Annotated in this window: 19 protein-coding genes; 8 read left to right on the forward strand and 11 right to left on the reverse strand. The window is 66.9% G+C overall.

What is annotated here, in order from left to right:
* Positions 1-72: 72 nt before the first annotated feature.
* A complete protein-coding gene (locus ACWDRB_RS41605) occupies positions 73-813 on the reverse strand; it encodes an SDR family NAD(P)-dependent oxidoreductase (protein WP_449903430.1) in 741 nt (246 codons plus the stop codon).
* Between the two features lie 94 nt (positions 814-907).
* Between ACWDRB_RS41605 and ACWDRB_RS41610 the strand changes: the two genes are divergently transcribed.
* Together ACWDRB_RS41610 and ACWDRB_RS41615 are read left to right on the forward strand one after the other, a co-directional pair.
* Complete coding sequence (locus tag ACWDRB_RS41610; RefSeq protein ID WP_449903433.1) at positions 908-1516, forward strand: TetR/AcrR family transcriptional regulator; 609 nt, start codon at positions 908-910, stop codon at positions 1514-1516.
* 354 nt (positions 1517-1870) lie between these two features.
* A complete protein-coding gene (locus ACWDRB_RS41615) occupies positions 1871-2503 on the forward strand; it encodes a hypothetical protein (RefSeq protein ID WP_449903477.1) in 633 nt (210 codons plus the stop codon).
* 253 nt (positions 2504-2756) lie between these two features.
* On the opposite strand, the gene ACWDRB_RS41620 is transcribed toward ACWDRB_RS41615, so the two are convergent.
* Positions 2757-3494, reverse strand: a complete 738-nt coding sequence (locus ACWDRB_RS41620) for an SDR family NAD(P)-dependent oxidoreductase (RefSeq protein WP_449903436.1) — start codon at positions 3492-3494, stop codon at positions 2757-2759.
* Between the two features lie 11 nt (positions 3495-3505).
* Entirely contained in the window at positions 3506-4381 is an 876-nt protein-coding gene (locus ACWDRB_RS41625) for an SDR family oxidoreductase (protein ID WP_355199768.1), read from the reverse strand.
* A gap of 92 nt (positions 4382-4473) precedes the next feature.
* Between ACWDRB_RS41625 and ACWDRB_RS41630 the strand changes: the two genes are divergently transcribed.
* Together ACWDRB_RS41630 and ACWDRB_RS41635 are read left to right on the forward strand one after the other, a co-directional pair.
* Positions 4474-5055: a TetR family transcriptional regulator gene (locus tag ACWDRB_RS41630; RefSeq protein ID WP_449903439.1), complete on the forward strand. Its 582-nt coding sequence runs from the start codon at positions 4474-4476 to the stop codon at positions 5053-5055.
* Between the two features lie 503 nt (positions 5056-5558).
* Complete coding sequence (locus tag ACWDRB_RS41635; protein WP_449903442.1) at positions 5559-5972, forward strand: hypothetical protein; 414 nt, start codon at positions 5559-5561, stop codon at positions 5970-5972.
* 136 nt (positions 5973-6108) lie between these two features.
* Here ACWDRB_RS41635 and ACWDRB_RS41640 read toward each other — a convergent pair whose 3' ends face one another.
* From ACWDRB_RS41640 to ACWDRB_RS41655, 4 genes are all read right to left on the reverse strand, one after another.
* Positions 6109-6243, reverse strand: coding sequence for a hypothetical protein (locus tag ACWDRB_RS41640; RefSeq protein ID WP_449903444.1), 135 nt, complete (start codon positions 6241-6243; stop codon positions 6109-6111).
* A gap of 332 nt (positions 6244-6575) precedes the next feature.
* Complete coding sequence (locus tag ACWDRB_RS41645; RefSeq protein ID WP_449903446.1) at positions 6576-6911, reverse strand: hypothetical protein; 336 nt, start codon at positions 6909-6911, stop codon at positions 6576-6578.
* A gap of 36 nt (positions 6912-6947) precedes the next feature.
* Complete coding sequence (locus tag ACWDRB_RS41650) at positions 6948-7337, reverse strand: DUF2690 domain-containing protein (RefSeq protein WP_449903448.1); 390 nt, start codon at positions 7335-7337, stop codon at positions 6948-6950.
* A gap of 462 nt (positions 7338-7799) precedes the next feature.
* Entirely contained in the window at positions 7800-8288 is a 489-nt protein-coding gene (locus ACWDRB_RS41655) for a hypothetical protein (RefSeq protein ID WP_449903450.1), read from the reverse strand.
* 475 nt (positions 8289-8763) lie between these two features.
* Here ACWDRB_RS41655 and ACWDRB_RS41660 point away from each other — a divergent pair, with 475 nt between their 5' ends.
* From ACWDRB_RS41660 to ACWDRB_RS41670, 3 genes are all read left to right on the forward strand, one after another.
* Positions 8764-8937, forward strand: coding sequence for a hypothetical protein (locus ACWDRB_RS41660; protein WP_449903452.1), 174 nt, complete (start codon positions 8764-8766; stop codon positions 8935-8937).
* A gap of 6 nt (positions 8938-8943) precedes the next feature.
* A complete protein-coding gene (locus ACWDRB_RS41665) occupies positions 8944-9348 on the forward strand; it encodes a hypothetical protein (protein WP_449903453.1) in 405 nt (134 codons plus the stop codon).
* 108 nt (positions 9349-9456) lie between these two features.
* Positions 9457-9969 (forward strand): SecDF P1 head subdomain-containing protein, encoded by a 513-nt coding sequence (locus tag ACWDRB_RS41670; RefSeq protein WP_449903455.1) that lies wholly within the window; start codon positions 9457-9459, stop codon positions 9967-9969.
* A 108-nt stretch (positions 9970-10077) separates the two neighbouring features.
* Here the strand turns inward: ACWDRB_RS41670 and ACWDRB_RS41675 are convergent, their stop codons facing one another.
* The 3 genes from ACWDRB_RS41675 to ACWDRB_RS41685 form a co-directional block, all read right to left on the reverse strand.
* Positions 10078-10224: a hypothetical protein gene (locus tag ACWDRB_RS41675; RefSeq protein WP_449903457.1), complete on the reverse strand. Its 147-nt coding sequence runs from the start codon at positions 10222-10224 to the stop codon at positions 10078-10080.
* A gap of 172 nt (positions 10225-10396) precedes the next feature.
* Complete coding sequence (locus ACWDRB_RS41680) at positions 10397-10675, reverse strand: hypothetical protein (protein WP_449903459.1); 279 nt, start codon at positions 10673-10675, stop codon at positions 10397-10399.
* Positions 10676-11033: 358 nt separating this feature from the next.
* On the reverse strand, positions 11034-12239 hold the full coding sequence (locus tag ACWDRB_RS41685; RefSeq protein ID WP_449903461.1) for an MFS transporter: 1206 nt from the start codon (positions 12237-12239) through the stop codon (positions 11034-11036).
* A gap of 86 nt (positions 12240-12325) precedes the next feature.
* Between ACWDRB_RS41685 and ACWDRB_RS41690 the strand changes: the two genes are divergently transcribed.
* Positions 12326-13306 (forward strand): metalloregulator ArsR/SmtB family transcription factor, encoded by a 981-nt coding sequence (locus ACWDRB_RS41690; RefSeq protein WP_449903475.1) that lies wholly within the window; start codon positions 12326-12328, stop codon positions 13304-13306.
* A 346-nt stretch (positions 13307-13652) separates the two neighbouring features.
* On the opposite strand, the gene ACWDRB_RS41695 is transcribed toward ACWDRB_RS41690, so the two are convergent.
* Positions 13653-14045 (reverse strand): CPBP family glutamic-type intramembrane protease (locus ACWDRB_RS41695; protein WP_449903462.1); only part of this gene is annotated, 393 nt, incomplete at its 5' end.

Below are 14045 nucleotides of genomic sequence, written 5' to 3' on the forward strand. Positions count from 1 at the left end.
CAGCTCCGAGTCGGGGCTCCGACCACATGTCGTCAGGACGCGAGGCCTTCACGGCCCCTGACGTTGCGCCTGTCAGATCTGGTTCAGGCCGCCGTCGACGTACAGGCTGGAACCGGTGATGAAACTGCTCTGCTCGCTGGCGAGGAAGGTCACGGCCGCGGCGATCTCCTCCGGGCGCCCGAGCCGGCCCAGCGGCACACGCGTAGCCAGGTACTGCTCGAACTGCTCCGGGTCGGGGGTGAGCCCTCTCAAAGCAGGGGTATCGGTCGGGCCGGGCGTGACGGTGTTGACCCGGATACCGCGACCCTTGAGCTCGTTGGCCCAGGTCCGGGAGAACTGTCGGGTGGCGGCCTTGGTCGCCGCGTACACGCCGAGCCCCTCATCGCCGACGTCCACGTTGGTGGAGCCGTTCAAGATCACCGAGGCGCCGTCGTTGAGCAGCGGCAGCGCCTTCTGAACGGTGAACAGCATGCCCCGGACGTTGATACCGAACAGGGTGTCGAAGTGCTCCTCAGAGACCTGCTCGAGCGGCACGAGCGCGGCGACGGAGGCATTCGCGAACAGGACGTCCAGGCCCCGTCCCCGGCTGCGGATCGCCTCATAGAGCCGGTCCAGGTCGGCCAGGTTCGCGATGTCGCCGGTCACCGCGGTAGCCGCTGAACCGATCACCTCGACGGCGGCGTCGAGTTCGGTCTTGCGCCTGCCGGTGATGAACACGTGCGCGCCCTCAGCCGCCAGTCGCACGGCACTGGCCAGGCCGATTCCGGTGCTACCCCCAGTGACGAGAGCGGTCTTACCGTCCAGTAGCCCCACGATGATGCCCCCTTCAAGTTTTGCATCGATCGCTACAGAAGTCCGACGTTAGCACTTCTGTAACGATCGCTGCAAAAGGCGGTAGGCTGAAGGAGTGGGGAGAAAGCAGAGCGGCTCCATGGGCCGGCCGCGAAAATTCGACGCCGACGAAGCTCTCGAGCGCGCCGTGCTGACCTTCTGGGAGCATGGCTACGAGGGAGCCAGCACGGCCCACCTGGCGGACGCGATGGGCATCTCCACCACCAGCATGTACGCGGCCTTCGGCAACAAGGAAGAACTGTTCCGCAAGGCCCTGGAGCGCTACACCGAGGGCCCGAGCGCATACCTGGTGCAGGCTCTGGAGGAGCCGACCGCCCTCGGCGTCGCCACCGCGATCCTGGCCGGCACCGTTCGAACCACCACCCGCCCGGCCCATCCCCACGGGTGCCTGGGCGTCCAGGGCGCTCTGGCCGCCAGCGACTCCGGACGTGAAGTCCGCGACCTTCTCGTCGCCTGGCGCAACAGTTCCTACTCCTGTGTTCGAGAGCGGTTCCAGCGAGCCGTCGACGACGGCGACCTTCCTCCGGAAACCGATCCGGGGCTCCTGGCCCGCTACGTCACCACTCTGGCGTTCGGTATCGCCGTGCAGGCCGCGAGCGGTGTCGGCCGCGACGAACTCCAGGAGTTGGCCGACGCCGCCCTACGCAACTGGCCGCTCTCCTGAGAACCTGTCCCGCTCGAAAACCCAGTTTCGCGCGGTGGTGTTGTCGCTTGTCCACCGGTTGATGAGGAGCTTGTTCGGCCTGCTGGCGGTGCTGGTCCGCTCTGATCTGTCCAAGGACGTTGAGCTGCTGGTGCTTCGTCAGGAGAACCAAGTGCTCCGCCGTCAACTCGGTGGCCGACTCCGGCTTGCGGCGTTGTCCCGGCTGATCCACCGCCACGGTGGGCGGAGCTGTTCCCGCTCACCGGCGGCGACAATCCTGCGTCGGCACCGTGAACTCGTAGCGCGTAGTGGACCTTCACCGGCAGGAGCCGCCCGGGACGGCCCGGCACCTGTCGGCCGGTCAAGGCGCTGATCGTGCGGATGGCGCGGGAGAATCCGACCTGGGGGCATAGGAGAATTCCGGGTGAGCTGGCGCGCCTGGGGTTACCCGATCGCGGCCTCCACGGTGTGGGAGATCCTGCACGCGGCTGGATCGATCCGGTGCCCCGCCGGGCCGGGCCGAGCCGGCGGCAGTTCCTGGCCGCCCAGGCGCACGCGATCGTCGCGTGTGACCTCCTGGTGGTGGAAACGGTACTGCTCAAACGGCTGCATGTGCTGGTCCTCATCGAGGTGGCGACGCGGCGTGTGCACGTCCCGGGCGTGACCACGAACCCGACCGGCGCTTGGACGGCCCAGCAGGCCCGTTACCTGCTCATGGACCTCGGCGAGCGGCTCGGCTCCTTCCGCTTCCTCATCCGTATCTTCGACGCCGTTTTCACCGGCGCGGGCGTGACGGTGCTCTCGGGGCAACTGCTATGCCGAGCGATGGGTGCGCACCGTACGAGCCGAGTGCTACGCCTGCGCTTCCGCGTCTTCCCCTATGTGAACATCTCCTGGTGGGCTCCCCCGAACCGCAACGGACCTCGAACACCCGAAGTGTTCAGGGGAGCACTGTGCACAAGGAGAAGACGGGCAAGATCAAGAACTCGCACAGCACCGCACGCCTGATCGAGGGACAGCGCACCATCGGCCGGCGCGAGGCACTCATCGAACTCGATATCGCCTATCCAGGCCGCATCAGGCGAAGACCGGCCTCTAGCTATAAGAAATGATCTTTACACACCCTGAAGTGACAACCTCGTGCGTGACAGTGCCGGAGGCGCTACGTGGTCACGGTAGAGGTCAATGCCGCCTGCGTCGAGCGGAGGCTGAACAATGGTGAGCTTGATTGCCCCCGATGCGGTGATGAGCTTGCCTGTTGTCAGGCGATGGCGCCGAGCATGTAGCCGCCGTCGGCGAGGACTTCGGAGCCGGTGGCGAAGCGGGCTTGGTCGGAGGCGGTGAAAAGGATGAAGTCGGCGATCTCGTCGGGGGCCGCGTTGCGGGGGACGGCGAGGTTGTCGACGGGGACGATCGGGTTGCCGTCGGGGTCGTAGGCCAGGGGCGTTTCGATGATGCCGGGATGGACGGCGTTGACGCGGATGTTGTCGCGGGCGAGTTCTTTGGCGGCGGCGCGCATGAGCCCGCGCAGTGCCCATTTGCTGCTGCTGTAGGCGACGAGGCCGGGCGCGGCGGTGAGCCCGGCGATGGAGTTGACGTTGACGATGGCGCCGCCGCCGGCTTTGCGCATGGACGGGGCTGCAGCGCGGATGCCGAGCAGTGCGCCGGTGAGGTTGGTATCGAGCACACGCCGGAACTCGTCGAGCGGGATGCTCTCAGTGGTGCCGATGCGCAGGTAGGCGGCGTTGTTGACCAAGATGTCCAATGGTCCGAAGTGTTCCTCGGTCCGGGTGATCGCCTCGGCCCACTCTGTCTCGCTGGTGACGTCGAGGCGGACGCCGAGGCTGTTGCCGCCGACCTTCTCGGCTACCTCGTCGTAGCGGCTGCGGGACGCGGCGACGACGTTCGCGCCGGCCTGCGCGAATTGGACGGACAGCGTGGTGCCCAGCGCGCCGGAGGCGCCGGTGATCAGGACGGTCTTGCCGGTGAAATCGAACATGACGGGCTCCTTCAGTGGGAGGTGGAGGTGGTGAGGGCAGGTGCGTGGACGACGTCGTCGGCGTCGGTGGAGTAGGCAAGGCTTCGCCCGGCCTCCAGGGCTTCGAGGCGGCCGCGCAGGGCTGTGGTCGCCAGCTCGTAGGCGTCGGAGCCCAGCGTCAGGCGGAGCGGCGCCTCGGCCTGGTCGGCGGAGGCGATGATGGCCGCCGCCATCTTGACGGGGTCTCCTGGTGTGGGCAGCGGTGGCAGTTCGCCGGAGAGCACGCGTCGCAGCTGCCCGGACGGGCCGTCGGCGTATTCGGGCAGCGGTGCGCCGAGGACGGCGCTGCCGGCGCCGAAGTTGGTGCGGGACATGCCGGGCTCGACGATCGTGACGCCGATGCCGAACGGCGCGAGCTCGGCGGCGGAGGACTCCCAGAATCCCTCGATTCCCCACTTGGTGGCGTGGTAGAGGCTCATGGCAGGGAAGGCGATCTGGCCGCCGACGCTGGCGATCTGGATATAGCGTCCGCCGCCCTGCCGACGCAGATGCGGGGTGGCGGCGCGGGCGAGCTGGATCGAGGCGGTGAGGTTGGTCGCGATCTGCCGGTCGATCTGCTCGTCGGTGAGTTCCTCGGGTGCCCCGAACAGGCCGTAGCCGGCGTTGGACACCACGATGTCGATGCGGCCGAGGTCGGTGAACGCGCGGTCAACGACCTGACGAAGCGCGGTCGTGTCGGTGACGTCCAGGCGGGCTCGCCACAGTTGCCGGCCGTAGCGGGCCGCCAGGCCATCGAGGGACTCTGGGCGTCGTGCGGTGGCGGCGACCCGGTCTCCCCGGGCGAGCAGTTGTTCGGTGAGTTCACGGCCGAAGCCGGAGGAGGTTCCGGTGATGAACCAGGTGCGCATGAGGGCCCCCCTTCGTTGGTAACTAACTAGATACATTCATACGGCATGCCGTGCCGTATGTAAATCCCTGGATAGTTATGTACGATGGGTGGATGCCACCTGACGCGACCGAGACCAAGCGGCGACTCATGAAAGCGGCGGTCGACGAGTTCGCCCGGTACGGTCTAGCCGGTGCCCGGGTCGACCGCATCGCCGAGAACGCCGCGGCCAACAAGCGGTCGATCTACATGCACTTCGGCACCAAGGAAGAGCTGTTCGACAAGGTTGTCGCCGACACCTTCCTGGAGCTCGCGGCATCGATCCCCTTCGGCGACGATCACCTGATCGGCTACGCCGGCGACCTGTTCGACCGCCTGGAGAAGTGGCCGCACGTCCGGCGGCTCTACCTGTGGGCAGGGCTGGAACGAGAACAGTCCTTCGAGCCCGAGGTCGCGGGATACCGCGCGAGGGTCGTCGCGATCGGGGCCGCTCAGCAAGCGGGCAAGCTTCGCACCGACATCCCGCCGGCAGAGCTCATGGCCATGGTGATCGGAGTGGTGATCAGCTGGGACAGCGCCGCCTGGTCGCTGAAGGCTCTGCAATCGGAATTCGGTTTCCACGATCTCGCCAGCCGCCGGGCCGCGGTGGTGAGCGCCGTGGCCGGGCTCGTTCAGCCACCCCGACCCCCCTCCTGAGAACCATCCAACGACACGTGGAACGGCCCCGGCATCATCCGGGCCGGAACCGGCTGGATGACCGGCTGGCGTTGCGGGGCATCTTGTTCGTGCTCTACATCGCGGCAACGTCACCCACGTTCATTGGGGAGGGTTGGTCGCAGGACGCGAGTTAGACCGAGGCGCCGTCACTGCCCGAGCCGGCGAAGCGGGCAGTGCCAGCTCAGCCGCTCGGCCGAGTCGGGCCCGTGGCTGGTGGCCAACCCCGCAGGGCCATGTCGGCCACCTGTTGGAGGTCGTCTCAAGTGGCGCCGCTGGCAGCTTGGACGGCGATGCCGTTTGCCACGGTCATCCTGCCAATTCGCGGGTGGTGTCAGCTGGCCACTGATCAGCTGGCGATCCGGTACTCGTTGATGAGGCCGCCGAGGATGGCTGCGCGGTGGACTCGTCGGTTGGCCAGGTCGACAGTGGTCGGCGGTCCTGTCTCGGCTTGCGATGGGGACAGTTCGCGGCGTAGCGTGCCGATGAGCCTTTCGCAGTGCGTATTCGCTTTCGGGGCCTTTGGTGGACTCGTGATGACCCTCAGGCCGGCGTCGACGAAGACCGCGTTCGAGCATGATCAAGGCATACAGGCGTGTGAGGTTGATGGTGTTCACATGCAGGAAGTCGACGGCGACGATGCGCTCGGCCTGGTCGGTCAGGAATTGCTTCCATGTCGGACCGTTACGGCGCGGGGCGGGGTCGATCCCGGCCTGCTTCAGTCTGTTCCAGACGGTGGAGGCGGCGATCGTGTGGCCGAGGCGGGTCCGTTCACCATGGATACGCCGGTGACCCCAGCTCGGGTTCTCCGCGGCCATGCGCAGGATAAGTGCCTTGACCGCAGCCGGACGCGGTACACGGTCCTGGCCCGCTCCAGCAACCCCTTAGCCGTCAAATAGCGATCCCGGAATCACGCCATCGAGCGATGCGAGTCACAGAGTGCGGTCACCGCCACCGTGACCGCGATCGCCTGTCACCTGAGTCCGACTCGAGAAGGTCCGCGGCCGGCATCCCTCACCCCTCCAGGCCTGCTGGTTACGGTCGGGCGCTGTCGTCGGGCCGGCCTTGATCGGCGTTCTTGCCCTTCTTCCTGCCGCTCTCCAGCAATACAGCGATACCGATGGCGATCAATATGCCGATGGCGGAGATGATCCAGCCTGCCGGGTCCATCTGAGTTCCCTCTCTGGGCTCTGCCCTCTCAGCGGTACTTGTTCGGCGGGCCCGTCTGCGGTGCGACGAGCCCGCCGTTCGGCAAGCCTCTCGATGTACCCGTCCTCGACGGGCAAAACCCTTTCAGCGAGCGAAACTCAGCAGAGCACGCGGGGGACACCGAGCTCCGTCATCTGATGGGCCTTGCGAAAGACCTCGATCACGGCGGCCGGCGTCTCCTCGGGTGCGTATGGGCCTCATCGTCAACCCCCGATCTTGGATGAGACCGTCTCGGGGCCCTGAGGAACATCCGGGATCGGATCGGGCGCTGGAGTCGGGTCATGAGCAGGTCGTCAACACTTCTTCAGGTTGTAGAACGTGCCGGGCGACCTGTAGTAGTGGGTCCGATACCCACCAGGTCTGATGGTCCAGCACGGTCCATTGGGCCACCAGGCGATCCTCGCCCTCACTTGCTTCGTCTGCCCGCACTTGTTCTTGATCGTGACGCTACGGTAGAAGCCGACGTCGTTGATCCAGATGTCGTAGCAGGACACCTTCGCTCCAACCTTCCCGGACCGCGCGGCTGGTGCTGTGGCACCGTCTGTGCCGGCGTGAGCAGTGCCCACGAAGCCGACTCCGGCGAGGGCGCCGGCCAGCACGAGCGCTCCCCCCATGATCGCGATACGCACAGTGTTTCCCTCCTTTTGTCGGGGTGCCGGCGTGGGTCAGCCGCAGGCCTTCGGAGTGGTGCCGCTGCCCTTGTTGGCGCGGCCGATCCCGGTCGTCACACTGCCCGTGGCCTTGGCACAGACGCCGCTGGGGGCGTAGACCATGTTGCCCCAGTGGTGCCCGCCGTTCCCGGGGCGGTAGCTGAAGGATCTGCTCGTCTTGCTGGTAAAGACCGTGATGGCGCCGGAACCGCCCTTGGCGACCGACACCTCGCCCCAGTTGGTGCCGCAGCGACGAGAGTAGAACAGCCGGATCGTGCCCAGGCTGTCGCCCACCTCGTTCTTCAGCGAGGCCTTCTTCCCGGTGTTCACCTTGGTGTTGGCGCACCCGGTCGTGTAGGGGTCCTTTCCGTCGTAGGGGTGAGCGCTCGCTGGTGCTGTGGTCATCACGACCGATGAGATCGCCGCTACGGACACCGCAACCGCTGCTCTATGGATCTTCACGTCGAACCGACTCCTTTGCGACAGGCCCCGGCATGCGGGACGGCCAGAAAGCACTCCGCATGCCCAGGGATTCTTTTGGTCGACGACGGTTTGCCACACCCCACGATGACCACCGTGGATGGGTCCGATGCGAACCCGGGTACCGTCGCCGACGGACTGAAAACGCCCCCTCACCACGTGGCCATGCGTCGACGCCGGCTTGAAGCAGGTGCCCTTCCGGGCCACCGCCTGAGCACGACGCGGGCCACTCAGACCATGAGATGAGGGCTGCGGATGAGCCGTTGTAGCCAGTTCTCACAACGGCCCCATCGCGATCTTTCGAATGAACCCGCAGATGACGGGCTTACCGGACCGACTCGGCCGGCCACCGGCCACCTGCGTCGACAACCCTGTGGGTCAAGACAACTAGTGGCAGGCGACGCCCGTGAGGCTACGACGACCGTTGTAGCTCTCGTGAGGGCCGGTGGCGTCCTCGTGCATGGCGTGGATGCTCACGCACAAGTTCTTGCCGTAGACCCTGACCGGGCCGGCGTAGTACTTGAAGCTGCCCTCTTCCCGGTCGTGGTTGTTCTTGATGGCGTCCTCGGCGTAGCGCTCGTTGTACATCTCGATGGACAGCGGGGTCTTCTCGCCGTAGCGGGCCTGTCCGGGGCGCTTGACCAGGGCGGCGCAGTTCCAGCCGCTCGCCGGGTTGTAGAACAGCTTGATGTCGCTGCGGTAGTAGGTTTCGCCGGTGAGCAGGTCCTTCAGGGGCACTCGCCAGCTTCCCACGAGGTTGCCGCGGCAGCCGTAGGCGCCCGCGTTCGCCGCCGACGGAACCGCGATCGCCGTCGCCGAGACCGTCGTTGCCGCCGTGAGGATCGTGAGGATTCGCTTGAACGTGCTGTTGCTCATGGTGTGACGGCGGGCCTGCTTGTCCGATGGGGCGTCGCCCGGCCCGTGGTCCCGTCTCTGGGCATGCGCCGTTTTCCCTGTCTACCCTCTGGGACGTTCGCCGCGAAAGTCTGTGCCGAAATGCACACTGAACCGTCCTTTTTCGTTCGCGGCTCGGGGGTGCACCGGTGCTCACCCGTACGAGAACGTCAGGAGGGGTTCGGTGGCACCTTCTCAGCCGGCCGGCACACCTCGTCTGCCGGGCGAGCCGTTGCGCACACCGAAGTGCATCCCGACTCCCATCCGACTCAGACAGCGACCTCACTCAGGCGGTCGTTGAGGAGGCGTCCAGGTTCCGGTCGTAGTAGTCGGGAAGCCGAATACCACCCGGGGTGGTCAGCGGCTCAGGCCAGGCCCGCGATCGACGTCGCGGCCGGGCGGCGGCCGGTAGGCCTGGCGGCGTGCACGCTCGGGCTGCCGCCCGGGTGTAAGGCGGGTGGGGTCGTCAGTCCGGCTCTCGGCCGAGAGCCAGGTCGCGCTCGACCGCGAAGAGGCACAGCAGGGGCGGCTGCGGCGCTACCACCGCCTGACCGACGACGGCGCCGAGGCCCTGCGCGCGGAGGCCTGCGCCTGCCGGAAAGTCCATCCATGCAGTTCAAGCGGCATGTGAGTACTCGTGGAGAACCCCGCCGAGCCGATCTCGTCGGCGTATATTCAGGTTATCGATTCGCTTCGGATCCGTGATCGGATCTGGGACGGTACGCAGCGGAGCCGCTTAAGCCCAGGCTCGGTGCTCGTTGTAGAAGTGTTCGTGCTCGCGCAGGGCGTGCCGCAGGTGGCGTTCGTTCCAGATCAGGCAGCTGGAGGTCACTACGTGCCCGCCCCGCCAAGTTCAGCCGAAAGGGACAGGCAGGGATTCGAGGTCGTGTACGCCGACGAGAGGGAGGGCCAGGTACACATACCGTTGGCGGAGGCCGGGGCCGTGCCGTTCGAGCGTCCGCCTTCTGTCCGCATCAGATCCACTGAGCAGGCTGACCAATGTCACTGGAAGTTGATGGCCATAAGGTTCATGCCGCCATAGCTTGACCGAGAGGCTCCCGTCGTCATGAGTGGAAGTGGAGAACTCCCTGACAGTCATACGAGAAGGGATGGCTCGCCTCGTGGGAGAGGTTCTGTGAGACGTGTTCATGTGATCGCTATTGTCGCGGGAACGATCGTCACTCTTGGGCTGGCAGTCGTCATGATTTTCATGACGGCCAGAGTGCTCACAGCGATGACCGGAGCGCCCCGATCTGAGCCGCACGTGACGTCCTTTGCGCTGCTGCCCGTGCTTGAGACGTCCTCCATTCCCTGCGCTACGGGTACGGTGGGCGCTCTCGACGGCACCTCGTGTTACAAGCTCGGCCAGGGCATGACCGACATCACAGCAGAGAAGGCGGCAGCCGGCCTGTCCGGAGGGGCGACCTGGGTAGTCCAAGTCACGCTCAACAACACCGACAGTGCCAAGTTCGCCGCGCTGACATCGGCCCTGTACCAGCTGCCCGCCCCGCGGAACCAACTCGCCATCGTCATCGACGGCAAAGTGGTCACCGCACCGGCCATTACACAGCCGATTTCTGGTCCCGTGCTGGAGATCAGTGGTGCCTTCACCCAGAAGGACGCCACCGACCTAGCCAGCCGCCTGACTGGCGTGCCTGACTGACCGATGCCTTCGCCGACCTATGTGATTACGCACTCTGAGTCGCTGGAAGGGTGCCTGGGAGACGCAATCAAGCTTCGGTGGCACAGGACAACTGACCCGCAAACGCTGCTACTGGTCACCGACGAAATCAGCGGCCCGCGCGGCGGTTTCCCGTTCGGCGGTGCGGAGGAAGTCGGCGACCTCGCCCGGCATGTCGAGGGTGACCGGCAGCTCCAGGGACGGGCTGTCCTCGTCGGCGGGGGTGTGCGCGGGCATGAGGTCGGTGAGGGCCGTGCGGATGGCGCCGGGGCTGACGGCGTGTTCGCGGGCGAGGACGGCGATGGAGCGGCCTTCCAGGTACGCGGTGCGGAGGTCTTCCCGGCCGCCACGGCGGGGCGGCGGTCGCCCTTGCGGCCCTTGGCCTGGGCGGCCCGCCGCCCGTCGTAGGTCAGCTCGAGGACGCCCGGGGCCAGGGCATGGTGAGCGGTTCGTCGTCCAGGTATGCCGCCAAAGGGCCGGTCATATCGGACCGTGCCGGCGGCTGCTGGGCCAGCCCGTTGGCGTAGGTGGCGAGGTAGCCGACCTCATCGGAGGCCGTGGAGTTGAGGTCGCCGAGCAGTTCGACCGCGCGCGGGACTATCCGGGAGAGGGCGTCCTGCACGCAGTGTCGGACGTACAGCGAGTCGGCGAGCGTCGACTCGTCCGGGCCGTCTCCGCTGACGCTCACACCATAGAGAAACGTGGGCACCATCGTGAACGCCAGTTCATCGCCCGTGCCCTCCTCGCGGGGGACCATAACTCTGGACGGCGAGCAGGTTCATCGACCGGGCCAGACAGCACGGGCCCGTCACCCCGCTGATCGAAATCTTCGGGTAATCCTGCGTGGCGGTCAGCGGGCGGGGTCGTGCTCGGCGGTGATGCGAGCGGAGATTTCTTCGCCCAGGCGAATGTCGTGGCCGGAGGCCGGCCAGGTGGGGTGTTCACGGATAGGTTGGACCAGCGGCTGAGACTGGGCTACGAAGATCGCTTCCCTCGAGGGCGCTGATCGTTTCTCGCCACCGCCGCCCCACGAGGCCCTCGGCGATTCAGTGACGCATAGCACGGATCAGTACAGGCAGCGCGACGAGCAAGGCGATTCCTCTCAGCGCCCCCGCGACCGGGTACGGCGCGCGGAGCCCGAACGCGTGCGCCACCAGCCCCCCGGCCAGCGCCCCGAGCGGGATCAGTCCCCAGCCGAGCATCCTGTAGACGCTGTTGACCCGGCCGAGCAGCTCGGACGGCACGATCCGTTGCCGGAGGCTGACGGTCACGATGCTCCAGAGCGTGGTCACGAAGCCGTTGACGGCTAGCAAGGCGCCGAGCACGATCACGTTCGGGCTCAGCCCGATCCCGACGAAGATGACGACGTTCGTGATGAGCGCGGCAAGGAGCGCGGAAAGCTCGCCCATCCTCTGGACGAGGCGCGCGCTGACCAGCCCGCCGAGCAGACTGCCGATCGCGGCGCCGGCGAGCAGCAGCCCGTAACCGGGCGTATCCAGGCGCAGTGTCTGGGTCGCCAGGAGGACCAGGGAGACGTTGCCGAGCTGAAAGCAGAAGGTGTTGACGCCGAGCAGGATGGCGAGGGTACGCAACAGCCGGTGACGGGCCAGCCAGCGCAGGCCGTCCGCGATCGCCGTCCGCATCGGTGGATGTTCGATTCGCTCGCGCCTGCGCCTGGGCAACGTCGCCAGCAGCGCGGCGGACAGGGCGAACGAGGCGGCGTCCACACTGAACGGCAACGCCACTGCGACCGCGAACAGCAGGCTGCCGGCCGGTGGCCCCGCGAACTGCAAGCCGGCCGTGGTGATGACCTGCTGATGTCCGTTCGCCTTGTGCAGCAGCGGCTCGGCGACGATATCCGGCAGCACCGCCTGGGCCGCGTTGGCGAAAACGACCGTACACCCTCCTAGCCCGAAGGCGATGATGGCGAGCATCGGGATGCCGATCTGGCCGAAAGCGGCAAGGACCGCGATGACAGCGACGATCAACGCCTGGATCGCCTGAGCGCGCCACATGAGGGCGACGCGGTCGTGCCGGTCGACGAGCGCGCCGGCGGGCAGGGACAGCAGCAGCCAGGGAAGGTATGTCGCCGCGGACACGATCGACACGAGCCGGGGGTCGCGTGTGACCGTGACGGCCAGCAGGGGAACAGCCGCGGCGAACGCCCCGTCGCCGATGCTGTTAATACCGGTCGCCCACCACAACCGCCAGTAGCCCGCAGACAAGCGTGGCTCGGTCTCACGTTGCGTCATGTTCCGTGCCATGTGGTGATCTTCAGCTGCCGGGCGCCGGCACGACAGTATTTAGGCGAGTGCTACATAATCGCTCTGTGGCGCTGATGATCGATCTTGGTGTGGCCGAGTTGGCGGCGACCCGGTTCGCGATCTCGCCGCTGTCGGAGACCGTGTCCTGCTTGCAGCAGCTGGGTGATCTTGATCGGAACCCGCTCCACCTGCGGTGGCTGCGGTGGGCGGCGGATGAGCTCGCCAGAAATCCCCTGGATCTCTCGCATACATGGCCGCTGATCGTCAGCGACCGGCCGAACTGGCCGGAGTTCCTCGTTCCTGCCCCGCTCGGCTCGGGGGCATCCATCGACGACGACCTTGCCGCGTTGCGCAGGACACCCGCATCTCAAGTGCGGGTCAGCCTCCGGCGCGTGTTCGGCGAAGACCTCCCCGCCCCGGCCGCCGCGCTCGCGGAACAGCCGGCGGCAGGGCTGCGTGCGATCGCCGCGGAACTGCGTACGGCACACGACCGGCTCATCGCGCCGCACTGGTCACGGATCCGGGCCGTCCTCGATGCGGATGTCATCCATCGGGCCAAGCAGATGGCCGCGGGCGGTGCCGAGAGGTTGTTCGCCGACCTGCATCCGGATCTGCGCTGGCGCGATGGCCGGTTGATACTGGGGGGAGCACGCTGGCGGGTCGAGCGTGTCGTGGAGCGCGGTCCGGGTGGGCTGGTGCTCATGCCGGTGGTTCTCGGCTCACCCTACGTGCTGATCAAGAAGAGGACGTCCACGCAGACCACAGTGCGCTATCCGGCACGAGGCGTCGGGGCACTGTGGACCGCCGGAACGCAGGCACCCGCGGGCAGCACGGTCCGGCTGCTCGGTCGGGCGCGCGCCGAACTGCTTGAGGCACTGCGGTCCCCCGCAACGACGACGGACTTGGCCCGAGTGCTCGGGATCACACCCAGCGCCGTGTCACAACACCTCCGCGTACTGCGCGAGAGCGGGCTGGTCACCCGCGAGCGATCCGGGCGCAGCGTCTTGTATATGACGACTACCCTTGGGGCTTCCCTGAGCGGGACAGTGATCTAGAAAGTATCCCGTGGATCATTGAACCGGGCCACGGAGCCAGATCCTGATCGAGACGACGTCGACAGCGCCCTGGTAGATACGTTCACACTTGTCAGCAGTTCCGGCAGCAGCCTCGCCGAGCGGGAACATCCGGCCTCGAAGATGTACCCCGGGGTGGTGGTCGGATGGTGCGAGCTGGCGGCTACACACCCCGGCTTGTGCGAGATCGCCCCGAGTGACCTGCTCCACCAGCGCATCCAGCGCTGCGGGCAGCCCGGGGTCGGCCTGCTCGCCGCGCTTGCGACCCGCTCCGGAGCGGCGCATCCGGCCCTCGGCCGGCGGACGGCACCCCTCGTTTCGGGCGGTCTTACATGGAGGTGGCGCCGGAGGCGAGGGCGATGACGCCGACCACGGTCATCAGCAGCGCCGAGCCGGGGTGCATGGCAATTGAGATGCGGATGTCCTGCTTCTTCCAGGCGAGCCAGACCCCCGGGTAAAGGAAGACGAGCTTCGACAGGACCGTCCAGGGGGCCCAGAAGTGGTACACCGAGAAGAAGAAGGTGTTGAACAACGGAGCCCACTTACCGAGCTGCGGGAGGCGGGGCAGCAGGAAGCCGCGGAAGTAGTACTCCTCGAGCAGGGGCAGGGTGAAGCCGGTGAACGGCGCGCAGATGAGCAGCGTGGTGAGCACGAGCTCCTGCGGGTAGCCCTGGAGGTAGGCGGTGCCGTCGGGGCCGGCGCCCTGGTAGTCCACCCAGGT

The sequence above is a fragment of the Nonomuraea sp. NPDC003707 genome, from assembly GCF_053587055.1.